Here is a 12,770-nt window from a genome sequence, read left to right on the forward strand (position 1 = left end):
CCCCCGTAGACCGCCTCGATCCCCGCGATCACCATCCGCAGCCCCGCCTCGAACCGCTCCTCGTACCCCTCGAAGAGATCCGCTCCCACGGCCGCCGCCAGCGGGTAGTCCGCCAGCCGTGCCGCCCGCGCCCCGACGTCGAACGGCTCGGCGCCCATCCCCTGCTCCATCCCCTGCTCCTCCGCCACGAAGCCCATCGTGTACGCGTACGCCGTCGTCCCGGCCAGCGTCGCCTCGCTCGGCCCGATGCCCGCCGCGCCCATCGCGGACAGCAGCCCCTCCAGCGCCGCGGCGTGGTCGGTGCCGGTGAAGCGGGCGCCGCCGTACACCTTGGCGCCGTCGCGGTAGCTGAGCAGCATGGCGCGCAACGCCCGGTTGAACGCGGCGAGTTGCTCCTGCCAGGGCGCGTCGGGGGAGACGCCGGGGACGCCGTGCGCGTCCCGCGTCATCCGCCGGTACATCACCGTCGCCATCTCGTCGAGCAGCGCCTGCTTGTTCTTGAAGTGCCAGTAGAGCGCGGGCGCCTGGACCTTCAGCTCCTTGGCGATGGCGCGCAGGCTGAGCCCGTCCAGGCCGACTTCGTTCAGGAGCCGCAGCGCGGTGTCGGCGACCAGCGCCCGGTCGATTCTCGTAGTGACCACCTTGACAATTTAACACTGTTAAGCACATCCTCGCCGCATGGAACTTAACAACGTTAAGGAAGTCGCGGCCATGGATGCGGATGCGGACGTGGACGTACTCATCTGCGGTGCGGGCCCCACCGGTCTCGTCCTGGCGATCGACCTCGCCCGCCGGGGCGTCCCGGCCATGCTCGTCGAGAAGTCCGGCCGGCTCTTCCCCGGCTCGCGCGGCAAGGGCCTCCAGCCGCGCACCCAGGAGGTGCTGCACGACCTCGGCATCCTGGAGACGGTCCGCGCGGCCGGGCGCGAGTACCCCAGGATGCTCGGCTGGGAAGGCCCGGAGGGGACCACCCGGGGGCGCGAGTGGGACATGATGGAGCGCTCGGAGCCCACCGAGCAGACCCCGTACGCGAACGGCCTGCTCATCGGGCAGGCGCACCTTCAGGCGCTGCTCCACGACCATCTGCGCTCCCTCGGCGGCGAGGTCGTCTTCGGCGCCGAGCTGACCGGGCTCGACCAGGACGGGCGGACGGTCACGGCCCGGTTCGCCGACGGCCGGCAGGTCCGCGCCCGCCATCTGGTGGCCACCGACGGCGGCCGGTCCACCGTGCGCCGGCTGCTCGGCGTCGCCATGAAGGGCGAGTCGGTCGACCCCAAGCCGATGCTGGTGGCCGATGTGGTCGTCGCGCCGGACGCGTTCGTCGACGGTGACCACTGGCACGCGTGGGCGGGCGCGAGCGGCGGCGCCGTGGTGCTCTGCCCGCTGCCGGGCGCCGCCCGGCTCTTCCAGATGGTCGCGCAGTACGAGGACGTCGAAGCGGTGCCGGACGCCACCCCCGAGGGCGTACGGAACCTGATCGCCACCCGGACGCCGGTCGCCGCCGACGAGATCACCGAGGTCGTCTGGGCCTCGGAGTTCCGGCCGCGGGCCGCGCTGGCCGAGCGGTACCGGGTGGGCCGGGTCTTCCTGGCCGGGGACGCGGCCCATGTGCACTCACCGGCCGGCGCCCAGGGTCTCAACACCAGCGTCCAGGACGCCTACAACCTCGGCTGGAAGCTCGGCCAGGTGCTGCGGCACGGCGCTCCGGCCGAGCTGCTCGACACCTACGAGCGGGAGCGGCAGCCGGTCGCCGCCGACGTCCTCGGCATCAGCACCCGGCTGCACCGCCAGGCCCTGCTGGGCGGGGACAGCCAGCGCGGCAACGTGGTCAAGCAGCTCGGCATCGGCTACCGGGGCGGCCCGCTCTCCGAGGGCGGGGCCGGAGCCCTGGAGGCCGGCGACCGCGCCCCCGACGGCGTCCTGCCCGAGGGCCGCCTCTTCGACCTGTACAGCGGCCCGCATTTCACCCTGCTCGCCATCGGGACCGAAGCCCCGGCGGTGGAAAGCGACTTGGTCCACGTCCACACCCTGAGCGCGTACGAGACGTACGGACGCGGCCTCTTCCTCATCCGCCCGGACGGCTACGTGGGATGGGCGGGCCGAACGGAGGAGGGTCTGGCCGGGTACCTGGCGCGGTGTGGTGTCGCGCTCAGCTCACCCGCCCGACCTTGACGACGTGAACGGACAGGGTCGCCTCCTCCAGCCGGTAGAGCACCCGCCAGGCGCCCACCGGCAGCCGGTGGTAGCCCGAGCCGCCGAGGGCTCGGGCGGCGGCCGGCCTGGGTGCGGACCCTAACTCCCGTACCGCCGCCGCACAGGCTTTGGCGCCCACCGGGTCGGCCCGGCGCAGACGCCGGAACTCGTCCATCGCCCGGGCCTCCCACACCACGGTGCACGTCACAGTCCGGCCTGCCGGTCCTCGGCCTCCAGTTGGGCCATGAACTCGTCGTGGCTCAGGGCAGGCCCGGCCGGGGCCGCGTCGCGGGCTCGCGCCTCGGCCAGGTCGGCCTGGTCCCGGAGGCGTTCGAGCTCCTCCAGTTCCTCTATGGGGACCAGGGCCGCCGCAGGCTTGCCGTACTCGCTGATCAGGATGTGTTCGCCGCCGTGCCGGACGCGGCCCACGAGCTGTCCGAGCTGGTTGCGTGCCTCTACGAGCGGATAGGTCTCCATGACAGAACTGTACACACCTGCGGGTGTGTCGGGTGTGTATCGCGGCTACGCCGTTACCGCACTCGCCGGCGCCCCACGGCCCGGGCCCGTCGGGCCAGTCTCCGGACCGTCGCGTTGCGCGGGATGAAGGCGAGCTGGGTGGGGAGGGCGCCGGGGAGGGCCAGGGTGGTCAGGCGGCGGCGTTTGAAGTAGCGCCAGGTGTGCGGGGTCAGCTGGTGGGAGAGGTAGTGCTCGGCGGCGGGGCGCAGGTCGGGGCGGATCTCGGACTGCATCGCGTAGCCGACCGCCGCCACCAGCGCCGCCAGGTCGTGGGGCGGCTCCGGCGCCTCGCCCTCCGCGCCCTCCAGAGGTGGCAGCAGCGCGTCCACCAGCGTCACCGGTACCCGGTTGCTGTTCTGGTACGGGGTGAGGCGGTCCAGGAGCAGTTCCGTGCCGGTGCGGGCGACCGGGAGGCCGTAGAACGCGGACGCGGTCAGCAGCGCGGTGGAGAAGCAGCCGACCACCAGCGCGGGGGCGAGCCGCTCGTAGACGGCCTCGGCCGGCAGCGGGCTCTCCAGGACGGTCAGTTCCACGCCGAGCGTCACGGCCTCGGTGCGCAGCGCCTCGGTCCAGGCGGGCGGCGCCGAGGGGTGCGGCTTGAAGACGATCCGGTGGTGGCCGCGCGCGGCGGCGCCCCGCACCATGGCGAGGTGCAGCTGTTCCTCCTCGGCCTCGGTGAGGATCGAGAGCGCGGCCAGGTACTGGCCGAGCAGCAGGGCCGCGCCCTCGGGCACGTCGAGCCCGGCGCACTCGGCGGACAGCTCGCCCACCACCTTGGTGAAGGCCTCCGTCGGGATCACCTCCGGGGCCACCCCGAACTCACCGAGCAGCAGCGGCTCCAGGCCCGGCACCAGGTCCAGGTGGAGCACCCGCCGCACCCGCGAACCCACCAGCGGGTCCAGCTTGTTGCGGGTGGGGCCGTAGCTCATCAGCCCGTCCGCGTACACGTGCAGGGGCGCGTCCGGGAAGAGCTGGGCGACCGCGCCCGCCGGGTTGACCTGGATGGACTCCACGGCGAGCTCGATCCGGTCGTCGCCGAGGTCCCAGGCGCGCCGCAACTGCCGCTCCCACAGCGGGACGTCGTCCGCGCGCGGCGCCCAGCCGGCCGGGTGCATCGGCGCGATGGTCTCGTTCCACGACAGCACCCCGTCGAAGCGCCCGCGCAGGGCCGCGAAGCCCGGCATGGTGTCGAGGGAGGGCGAGGTCTCCGGGATGGGCGCGTTGTTGCTGATCAGGAGCAGGCGCCGGTCGGCGGGCCCGAAGCAGCCGCTGTCGATCGCGGCGGCCAGCGTCGCCGTCCCGTACACCGTCGTGGCCATGAAGATCTGCGTCGTACGCATCAGGCCGCCGCCCCCGCCGAAGTGAGGGAGCGGGTACGGACGCGCAGCCGCCGCAGCCGGGAGGCGCGGGCCGAGTCCATCGATTCGAGCGCCTCCTTGAGGACGTCCTGCGGCATTCTCCTCAGCGCTTCCGCACTTCTGCTCCGCAGTTCACGCGCCACGGCCGGTTCGAACCTTTCCCGGTTTCCCAGGTGGTGGGAGATGATGGCGCAGTACGTCCGTACCGCCTTCGGCAGCAGTTCCGTCGCGCGGGGATCCCGGGCCGTTTCCTCGATCACCTGGTCGAAAGCGCGGATGAAATCCAGCTGGCGCACATCGCCTATCTGGGTGAGCGACGTGGCCACTCCGCGCCGGTAGTGGACGCCGAGCAGACCCAGCACCGCGAAGGATTCCGCCTCCCGGTGCAGCCGCCAGATCCACGGCCGGTCCTCGGCCGTGCGCAGCCCGTCCGTGAAGTGCAGCAGCCCCCGCTCCACCAGCCGCCGGTGGTAGATCCCGGCCCAGGCGAACGCGTAGTCCACCGAGGTCGAGCGGGTGGTCGGCAGGATCGCCGTGCGCGGGTCCAGCACCTCGCCGCGCCGCCCGTGCGGCACCCGCTGCACCGAGCGCCGGGTGCCGGTGCACTGGACGTGGTCGGTGCGCAGGAAGTCGCAGCCGAACTCCTCGATGGCGGCGACCAGTTGGGCGTAGTAGCCGGGCGCCAGCCAGTCGTCCCCGTCGAGGAAGGTGACGTACTCGCCGCGCGCCGCGTCGATGCCGGTGTTGCGCGCGGTGGCGAGACCGCCGTTCTTCTCGTGGGTGAGGACCACCGCCCCCGGCAGCTCGCGCTCGGCGCGGGCCAGCAGCGCGGCCGTACCGTCCGAGGAGCAGTCGTCGACCAGCAGGAACTCGAAGTCCTCTCGCGCGTTGTCGCGCAGACTTCTCAGGGTGTCGGGGGCATAGGTGCGCACGTTGTAGAACGGCACGACCACGGAGAGCTTGACCACCCGGGTGACGCTAAAGCGGTGCCGCGTCATTCGCGCTGTCCGGGCGAGGGATGGTGGGTGAACAGTGGGCGACCGGGCTGTTAACCGGTCCGCCCCACGGCCCCTTTCCCCTTTCGTAGACGCGCTGTTAACCATCTGTTGCGGCCCAGTTGGGCCGCCAAACGGAATGGATTCCTAGCTTCTTCGACGTGCCGTCCGTTACGAATCCCACCGACACCGCGCCCCGGATCGCCGTTATCGCCGATTCCGACACCCGGTGGAAATGGGGTGCCCTCACCGCCCGCCGCGTCGCCGAGCGCCCGCCCGAGCTCAGCGGCTTCCTGCTGCGCGGCCGGGCCACCCCCACCCCGCGCCAGCTCGCCGAGGTCGGCGTCGACGCCGACGCGCTGCGCGAGGTGACGATGGCCGCGTTCCTGCACGCCGTCGAGCGCGAGCCGTACGACGTGGTGGTCCTCGCGCTGGTCGGCGGCGCCGCCCAGGCGGCCCTGCACGGCCTCGCCCGGCTGTGGCCGGCCGGGACCCGCAGGCCCGTCCTGGTCACCGGCTACGTCGGCGTCGTCTACGAGAAGCTCACCGACGGCCTGCTGCTGCGCCACGGCGCCGATGTGGTCCTCGCCAACTCCGCCCACGACGCCGCACGGTTCCGCGCGGTGTACGAGGGCGTGGGCGCCGACGCCTCGGCGGTCACCGAGGCCGCCCTGCCCTTCCTCGGGGGCGCGCCCCACCGGCCCGAGCCGGGCCGCGACACCCTCGTCTTCGCCGCCCAGCCGTCGGTGCCCGAGAGCCGCGCCGACCGGCTCTACCTGCTGCGGCGCCTGATCGGCCACGCCCGCCGCCACCCCGGCCGCGAGGTGCTGCTCAAGCTGCGCTCCAAGCCCGGCGAGCACACCACGCACATCGAGGAGCAGCCCTACCAGAAGCTCGTCCGCTCCCTCGAAGTGCCGCCCAACTTCCGTCTGGTCTACGGGAACATGGGCGAGGTCCTGGACCGCACCGACCTGCTCGTCACCGTCTCCTCGACGGCGGCCCTGGAGTCCCTGCACCGCTCGGTGCCCACCGCCGTCCTGACCGACCTCGGCGTACGCGAGGGCCTGGGCAACCACCACTTCGTCGGCTCCGGCTGCCTCGCCTCCTGGGACGAGCTGGACGCCGGCCACCGCCCGGTCCCGGACGCCGGCTGGCTCGCCGCGCAGGGGGTCGCGCCGGGCGTGGCGTACGGCACCGCCTTCGACGCGGCCCGCGCGCGCATCGCCGGCCTGCTGGCCCGCCCCGGACTGCCGCCCGTGCGCCCGTACTACACGCCCACCACCGCGCCCGGCTATCAGCCCGGCATCCTCGCCCGCCACCACCTCGCCCCCGACGGCACCCCGCTGCCGGGCGCCGCACCCGACACGGAGGCCACCGGCGTACGCCGCCTGGTGCGCGACGCCGTACGGGACGCGGCCCGCGGGGCCTACCGCCACGGAGTGCAGCGCGTGGCCCCGGTCATCCGCCGGATGGGAGAACTCTGATGAACGACCGGTCCACGCACCCCCGGCCCACCGCGGACCCCCGCCCCAGGAAGGTCCTGGCCGTGATCCCGGCCCGGGGCGGCTCCAAGGGCGTCCCCGGCAAGAACCTCGCCGCGGTCGGCGGCGTCCCGCTGGTCGTCCGGGCGGTACGGGCCTGCCTCGCCGCGCGCCACGTCACCGATGTGGCCGTCTCCACCGACGACCCGGCGATCGCCGCCGCCGCCGCGGCGGCCGGCGCCCACGTCGTCGTACGCCCGGCCGCCATCGCCGGGGACACCGCGACCAGCGAGGCGGCCGTGCTGCACGCCCTGGAAGGGCACGCGGACACCGACGTGGTGCTGCTCGTGCAGTGCACCAGCCCGTTCCTGAGCCACGAGGACGTGGACGGGGTCGCCGCGGCCGTCGTGGTGGACGGCGCCGACACGGCCGTCACCGTCGCCCCCTTCCACGGCTTCGTCTGGCGCGAGTCACCGGACGGCGGCGAGGGCCTGGGCCACGACAAGTCCTTCCGCCCGCGCCGCCAGGACCGCCCCCAGGACTTCCTGGAGACCGGCGCCGCCTACGCCATGGACGCCGAGGGCTTCCGCACCCACCGGCACCGCTTCTTCGGCCGCACCGCGCTGGTGCGCACCGACCCGGCCCGGGTCCTGGAGATCGACGACCCGCACGACCTGGCCCGCGCCCGCGCGCTCGCGCCGCTGCTCGACCCGGCCCGCACCCCGGCCCGCGACGAGGTGGACGCGGTCGTCCTCGACTTCGACGGCACCCAGACCGACGACCGGGTCCTCATCGACTCCGAGGGCCGCGAACTGGTCGCCGTGCACCGGGGCGACGGGCTCGGCGTCGCCGCCCTGCGCCGCTCCGGCCTGAAGCTGCTGATCCTCTCCACCGAGCAGAACCCGGTGGTCGCCGCCCGCGCCCGCAAGCTGCGGATCCCCGTACTGCACGGGGTCGACCGCAAGGACCTCGCCCTGAAGCAGTGGTGCGAGGAGAACGCGGTCGACCCGGCACGGGTGCTCTACGCGGGCAACGACGTCAACGACCTGCCCTGCTTCTCCCTCGTCGGCTGGCCGGTCGCGGTCGCCGACGCCCACGACTCCGTGCGCGCCGCCGCGCGCACGGTCACCGCCACCCCCGGCGGCGAGGGCGCGATCCGCGAGATCGCCGCCTGGCTCCTCGGACCCGAGCTCCACCACACCCCTGTGCCGAACCCCCCGCTCCACACCGCCACCGCCCAGTAAGGACACCCCTCATGAGCAACCGTCTGCGCACCTTCGGCAGCCGCATCGCCGGACCGGGTCAGCCGGTGTACGTCACCGGTGAGATCGGCATCAACCACAACGGTGACCTGGACAACGCCCTCGCCCTGATCGACGCCGCCGCCGACGCGGGCTGCGACGCCGTCAAGTTCCAGAAGCGCACCCCGGAGATCTGCACCCCGCGCGACCAGTGGGACATCGAGCGCGACACCCCGTGGGGCCGGATGACGTACATCGACTACCGCCACCGGGTGGAGTTCGGCGAGTCGGAGTACCGCGCCATCGACGAGCACTGCGCCAAGCGCGGGATCGACTGGTTCGCCTCCCCGTGGGACACCGAGGCCGTCGCCTTCCTGGAGAAGTTCGACCTGCCGGCCCACAAGGTCGCCTCCGCCTCGCTCACCGACGACGAGCTGCTGCGCGCCCTGCGCGGCACCGGCCGCACCGTCATCCTCTCCACCGGCATGTCCACGCCCCGGCAGATCCGGCACGCCGTCGAGGTGCTCGGCAGCGACAACATCCTGCTCTGCCACGCCACCTCCACGTACCCGGCCAAGGCCGAGGAGCTCAACCTGCGGGTGATCAACAGCCTGATGGCGGAGTACCCCAACGTCCCCATCGGCTACAGCGGCCACGAGACCGGCCTGCAGACCACGCTCGCCGCGGTCGCCCTCGGCGCCACCTTCGTCGAGCGCCACATCACCCTGGACCGCGCCATGTGGGGCTCCGACCAGGCCGCCTCCGTCGAGCCGGGCGGCCTGGCGCGCCTGGTCCGCGACATCCGCACCATCGAGGCCGCGCTCGGCGACGGCGTCAAGAAGGTCTACGAGTCGGAGCTCGCCCCGATGAAGAAGCTGCGCCGGGTCCCCGGGGTCGTCGCCGAGACCGAGGCCGAGACGGCCGGCGCCGACCGCGCGCCGGTCTCGGTCTGAGCCGGGCCGGCCGCCGTGCCTCGGGACACCTCCGCCACGCTCGCCTTCGTGGAGAGCCCGGTCCAGCTGCTCAACGTGCTGGAGTGGGCCCATTCCACGCGCCCGCTCCTGAACGGTGTGCCGGCCCAGCGGTCCGGGCCCCAGGACGCGGCGGCCGGCCACGACGACCTCACCGTCGTCGTCCTCTCGCCCACCGACCCGATGTCCCGAGGCCAGCTGCGCCGGATGGCGGAGCTGGCCCGCGAGGAGGGCATGCGGGTGCGCTGGGAGGAGGCCCGCGGCGGACCGACCGCCCCCCTGCGCACCATCGGGGGCCTCGCCACGCTGCTGCGCCGCGCCGACCGGATCGTCATCGGCGACCCGTTCTCGCGCTACGTCCACCTGCTGCTCACCGTGGCCCGCGCCCGTGACCTGGTCGTCGTGGACGACGGCACGGCCACCATGGAGTTCGTCGCCCAGCTGGGCAGCGGCGAGCGGCTGGTCCGCTGGCACCGGCGCGGCAGCCGGGCCGGGGCGCGGGATCTGCTCTTCGCCCCCTTCGCCGCCTCGGCGCGCCGTCGTCTCACCCCGGCGCGAGGCCGTACGGTCGAGGTGTTCAGCGCCATGCCCGTCCAGGCGCCGGAGGCGGTCACGGTCACCCCGAACACCTTCGGCTGGACCCGGGCCCGGTTCGGTCCGCCGCGCATCACCAAGGGCGCCGACATGGTGGGCACCTCGCTGGTGGAGACGGGCGTGGTCGACCCCGACCGCTATCTGGAGGCGGTCGCGGCCCTGGCCCGCACCCACGGCGCCACCCGGTACTTCGCCCACCGCCGCGAGTCCCCGGACAAGCTGCGCGCCCTGCACCGGCGGACCGGCCTGGAGATCGTCCGGCCGGACCTGCCGCTGGAGCTCATAGCCCGCCGGGGGCCCGTCGGGCGTACGGTCCTCAGCTTTCCCTCGACCGTCGTCCACACCCTGCCGCCGGCGCTCGCGGGCACCGGGGTGCGCCTGCTGGTCTGCGACATCGACCCCGGCTGGCTCACCGAGAACGCCTCGCCGCGCGCCCAGGGCTTCCTGGCGGACGTGACCGGCTCGGCCCGTACCGCCCACGGGCTGCGCATGGTCGCGGCCTGAGCGGGCATCCGCCCCCCGGGAAGCGGTCCGGCCGCGGCGTGAGCCCCGGCCGGGCGCCGCCACGCCCCGGCGCGGCGCCCCGGACCGGTGCGGCGCTGAGATCGCCCTGACAGGGCGCTGCGAAACCGCTGCGACCCGCCGGAGAAGCGGGCGGCGAGTTTACCCAGCCAGGAAGGCGGACAACCGCCGGGAGGACAGATTTCTTTCCCCTATCGGGCTGAACTTTTGTTGATCGACGGTTAGTTGGCCCTTGAAGGGGCCTACTCTTCAACAGGTGAACCAGTTGATGTCGCGCGCCTCCGACGAACCCGACGCCGAGCTGCCCGGGGAAGCCCCGTTGCCCGGGTTGCTCCCCGAGCCCCTGCGCGCCGAACTCATCGCCTTCCGCCGGGACTTGCACATGCACCCCGAGCTGGGAAACCAGGAGTTCCGCACCACCGCGGCGATCAAGAAGCGCCTTGAGGCGGCCGGGCTGAAGCCCCGGGTCCTCGACAGCGGTACCGGACTCCTGTGCGATGTCGGCACCTGGAAGGGGGGACGGCCCATGCTGGCGATCAGGGCGGACATCGACGCCCTGCCGATTCCGGACGCCAAGGTCAACACGTCGTACCGCTCCACCGTCCCCGATCGGGCGCACGCCTGCGGCCACGACATCCACACCACCACCGTGCTCGGCGCCGGGCTGGTCCTGGCCGACCTCGAACGCCAGGGGCTGCTGCCCAACCCGGTCCGGCTGGTCTTCCAGCCCGCCGAGGAGGTGCTGCCGGGCGGCGCCACCGACGCGATCCGCTCCGGCGCGCTCGACGGCGTGGGCAGGATCATCGCGGTGCACTGCGACCCGCGGGTGGACGCGGGGCGCATCGGGCTGCGGACCGGGGCGATCACCTCGGCCTGCGACCGGCTGGAGATCACCCTCGACGGGCCCGGCGGCCACACCGCCCGCCCGCATCTGACCACCGACCTGGTGACCGCCGCCGCCCGGGTCGTCACCGACGTGCCCGCGCTGCTCGCCCGCCGCATCGACGCCCGGGCGGGGCTCGCCGTCACCTGGGGCCGGATCGACTCCGGGCACGCCTGCAACGTCATTCCGATGCGCGCGGAGCTGGCCGGAACCGTGCGCTGCCTGGACCTGGACGCCTGGCGCGAGGCGCCCGACAAGGTGCACGCCGCGATCTACGAGGTCGCCACTCTGCACGGGGCGAAGCCCGAGATCAACTATGTCCCCGGCGTGCCGCCGGTGGTCAACGACCCGGCCGTGGCCGAACTGCTGCGCGACGCTCAGACGGCGCGCCGAGGGCCGTACGCGATCGAGGACACCGAGCAGAGTCTGGGTGGCGAGGACTTTTCGTGGTACCTGGAGCGCGTGCCGGGGGCGATGGCCCGTCTCGGCGTACGGACCCCGGGCTCCAACGCCCGTCTTGACCTGCATCGGGGTGATTTCGACGCCGATGAGGCCGCCATCAAGGTCGGGGTGGAGCTCTTCACTGCCGCTGCGCTGCTGGAAGGACACCGTTCGTAACCGGACACTTCATCGTCTGTTCGCGGCGATTCGATAACGGCTTCCGAACAGGTCTTTACGCGACATCTACGCGCGTTACGATCCGACGCGAAACCAGCGCCGGTAGGGGCGCTCTCGGTTCGTTTTGAAGGGACCTCCTCGTGCGCCGGGTATCCAAGATCGCTGCGGCCGGTATCGCCACCGCCGCGCTCGCTCTTTCCGCCACCGCGTGTGGCAGCACGTCCTCCGAGAAGGACAAGGACTCCTCCGCGTCGTCCAGCGCGGGCGGCAAGGGCGTCAAGGTCGGTGTCGCGTACGACGTCGGCGGCCGTGGCGACCACTCGTTCAACGACTCCGCCGCGCGCGGCATCGACAAGGCCAAGGGCGAGTTCGGCGGTGACATCAAGGAGCTGACCGCCAAGACCACGGACACCGAGGCCGACCGCGTCCAGCGCCTCACCGACCTGGCGCAGGCGGGCTACAACCCGGTCATCGGCATCGGCTACGCCTACGCCAACTCGATGAAGCAGGTCGCCGCCAAGTACCCGAACACGACCTTCGGCATCGTCGACTCGGTCGTCGAGGGCGCCAAGAACGTCGACAACATCGTCTTCACCGAGGAGCAGGGCTCCTACCTCGCGGGTGTCGCCGCGGCGCTGAAGTCCAAGACGGGCCACATCGGCTTCATCGGCGGTGTCGACGTTCCGCTGATCAAGAAGTTCGAGGCGGGCTTCATCCAGGGCGTCAAGGACACCAAGCCGTCCGACACCGTCCAGCCGCAGTACCTGTCGCACGGCTCGGACACGTCCGGCTTCGCCAGCCCCGACAAGGGCAAGGAAGCCGCCCAGGGCATGCTCGACAAGGACATCGACGTCATCTACACCGCGGCCGGCTCCTCCGGCACCGGCGCCATCGAGGCCGTCGCGGGCAAGAAGGGCGCCTGGGCGATCGGCGTCGACTCGGACCAGTACAACCAGGCCTCCCTGGGCAAGTACAAGTCCGCGATCCTGACCTCGGTCGTCAAGAACGTCGACGTCGGCGTCTACGACCTGGTCAAGTCCGTCAAGGACGGCAAGCCGCTGACCGGCACCAACAGCTACTCGCTGGCCAAGGGCGGCGTCTCGCTCGCCACCAGCGGCGGCTTCATCGACGACATCAAGGCCCAGCTCGACGCGGCCCAGAAGAAGATCGTCGACGGTTCGGTCAAGGTCAAGACCACCCCGTGATCCCCGCCGTGACCCGGCCCCGTCCTCGGGGCCGGACCACGTCACGGCATTGAACGACCACGGGCTCGGCGGGGAGGGTGAGCCCCCTCCCCGCCGAGCCCATAACGATGTGTCAACTCTACGCGCGTAGGCGGGAGTTGGCGCGCTAGCGTCACCACGCCCTCTGCCCCCACCCCCCTCCTTCTCGTAGGAG

At 72.7% G+C, this 12,770-nt stretch carries 12 protein-coding genes; 7 read left to right on the forward strand and 5 right to left on the reverse strand.

Going from position 1 to position 12,770, the window contains the following annotated elements; translation table 11 throughout:
- Positions 1-641: TetR/AcrR family transcriptional regulator C-terminal domain-containing protein (locus ACJA3G_RS15880; protein WP_406553627.1), on the reverse strand; the 641-nt coding region annotated here is incomplete at its 3' end.
- 70 nt (positions 642-711) lie between these two features.
- Between ACJA3G_RS15880 and ACJA3G_RS15885 the strand changes: the two genes are divergently transcribed.
- The gene (locus tag ACJA3G_RS15885; RefSeq protein WP_406553628.1) at positions 712-2,172 is read left to right on the forward strand and encodes an FAD-dependent monooxygenase; all 1,461 of its coding nucleotides are present in this window, start codon (positions 712-714) and stop codon (positions 2,170-2,172) included.
- Here ACJA3G_RS15885 and ACJA3G_RS15890 read toward each other — a convergent pair.
- Genes ACJA3G_RS15890 through ACJA3G_RS15905 form a run of 4 tightly spaced genes read right to left on the reverse strand, consistent with a single transcriptional unit; the run spans position 2,150 to position 5,035 of the window.
- Positions 2,150-2,401, reverse strand: a complete 252-nt coding sequence (locus tag ACJA3G_RS15890) for a type II toxin-antitoxin system RelE/ParE family toxin (protein WP_406553629.1) — start codon at positions 2,399-2,401, stop codon at positions 2,150-2,152. The two genes, ACJA3G_RS15885 and ACJA3G_RS15890, sit on opposite strands and share 23 nt — an antisense overlap.
- Positions 2,398-2,670 carry a type II toxin-antitoxin system Phd/YefM family antitoxin gene (locus ACJA3G_RS15895; protein WP_406553630.1) on the reverse strand — a complete coding sequence of 91 codons (273 nt, stop codon included), beginning with the start codon at positions 2,668-2,670 and terminating at the stop codon, positions 2,398-2,400. Before ACJA3G_RS15895 ends, ACJA3G_RS15890 begins: the two co-directional genes overlap by 4 nt.
- Before the next feature lie 53 nt (positions 2,671-2,723).
- Entirely contained in the window at positions 2,724-4,049 is a 1,326-nt protein-coding gene (locus tag ACJA3G_RS15900; protein ID WP_406553631.1) for an alpha-2,8-polysialyltransferase family protein, read from the reverse strand.
- Positions 4,049-5,035, reverse strand: coding sequence for a glycosyltransferase family 2 protein (locus ACJA3G_RS15905; RefSeq protein ID WP_406553632.1), 987 nt, complete (start codon positions 5,033-5,035; stop codon positions 4,049-4,051). Before ACJA3G_RS15905 ends, ACJA3G_RS15900 begins: the two co-directional genes overlap by 1 nt.
- Before the next feature lie 188 nt (positions 5,036-5,223).
- Between ACJA3G_RS15905 and ACJA3G_RS15910 the strand changes: the two genes are divergently transcribed.
- The 6 genes from ACJA3G_RS15910 (at position 5,224) to ACJA3G_RS15935 (ending at position 12,577) form a co-directional block, all read left to right on the forward strand.
- Complete coding sequence (locus tag ACJA3G_RS15910) at positions 5,224-6,546, forward strand: DUF6716 putative glycosyltransferase (RefSeq protein WP_406553633.1); 1,323 nt, start codon at positions 5,224-5,226, stop codon at positions 6,544-6,546.
- The gene (locus ACJA3G_RS15915) at positions 6,546-7,787 is read left to right on the forward strand and encodes a cytidylyltransferase domain-containing protein (protein ID WP_406553634.1); all 1,242 of its coding nucleotides are present in this window, start codon (positions 6,546-6,548) and stop codon (positions 7,785-7,787) included. Before ACJA3G_RS15910 ends, ACJA3G_RS15915 begins: the two co-directional genes overlap by 1 nt.
- Before the next feature lie 11 nt (positions 7,788-7,798).
- Entirely contained in the window at positions 7,799-8,737 is a 939-nt protein-coding gene (locus ACJA3G_RS15920; RefSeq protein ID WP_406553635.1) for an N-acetylneuraminate synthase family protein, read from the forward strand.
- A 108-nt stretch (positions 8,738-8,845) separates the two neighbouring features.
- Positions 8,846-9,853: a hypothetical protein gene (locus ACJA3G_RS15925; protein WP_406553637.1), complete on the forward strand. Its 1,008-nt coding sequence runs from the start codon at positions 8,846-8,848 to the stop codon at positions 9,851-9,853.
- Between the two features lie 286 nt (positions 9,854-10,139).
- Positions 10,140-11,372, forward strand: a complete 1,233-nt coding sequence (locus ACJA3G_RS15930; RefSeq protein ID WP_406553638.1) for an amidohydrolase — start codon at positions 10,140-10,142, stop codon at positions 11,370-11,372.
- A 140-nt stretch (positions 11,373-11,512) separates the two neighbouring features.
- Positions 11,513-12,577, forward strand: a complete 1,065-nt coding sequence (locus ACJA3G_RS15935; RefSeq protein WP_406553636.1) for a BMP family protein — start codon at positions 11,513-11,515, stop codon at positions 12,575-12,577.
- Positions 12,578-12,770: the final 193 nt, after the last annotated feature.

This window comes from Streptomyces sp. YS-3 (assembly GCF_045257485.1).
Taxonomy (GTDB): domain Bacteria; phylum Actinomycetota; class Actinomycetes; order Streptomycetales; family Streptomycetaceae; genus Streptomyces.

Coding starts and splice junctions, on each gene's coding strand:
- ACJA3G_RS15885 (WP_406553628.1), top strand. CDS start 712: ATGGATGCGGATGCGGACGTGGACGTACTCATCTGCGGTGCGGGCCCC.
- ACJA3G_RS15930 (WP_406553638.1), top strand. CDS start 10,140: ATGTCGCGCGCCTCCGACGAACCCGACGCCGAGCTGCCCGGGGAAGCC.
- ACJA3G_RS15920 (WP_406553635.1), top strand. CDS start 7,799: ATGAGCAACCGTCTGCGCACCTTCGGCAGCCGCATCGCCGGACCGGGT.
- ACJA3G_RS15915 (WP_406553634.1), top strand. CDS start 6,546: ATGAACGACCGGTCCACGCACCCCCGGCCCACCGCGGACCCCCGCCCC.
- ACJA3G_RS15900 (WP_406553631.1), bottom strand. CDS start 4,049: ATGCGTACGACGCAGATCTTCATGGCCACGACGGTGTACGGGACGGCG.
- ACJA3G_RS15895 (WP_406553630.1), bottom strand. CDS start 2,670: ATGGAGACCTATCCGCTCGTAGAGGCACGCAACCAGCTCGGACAGCTC.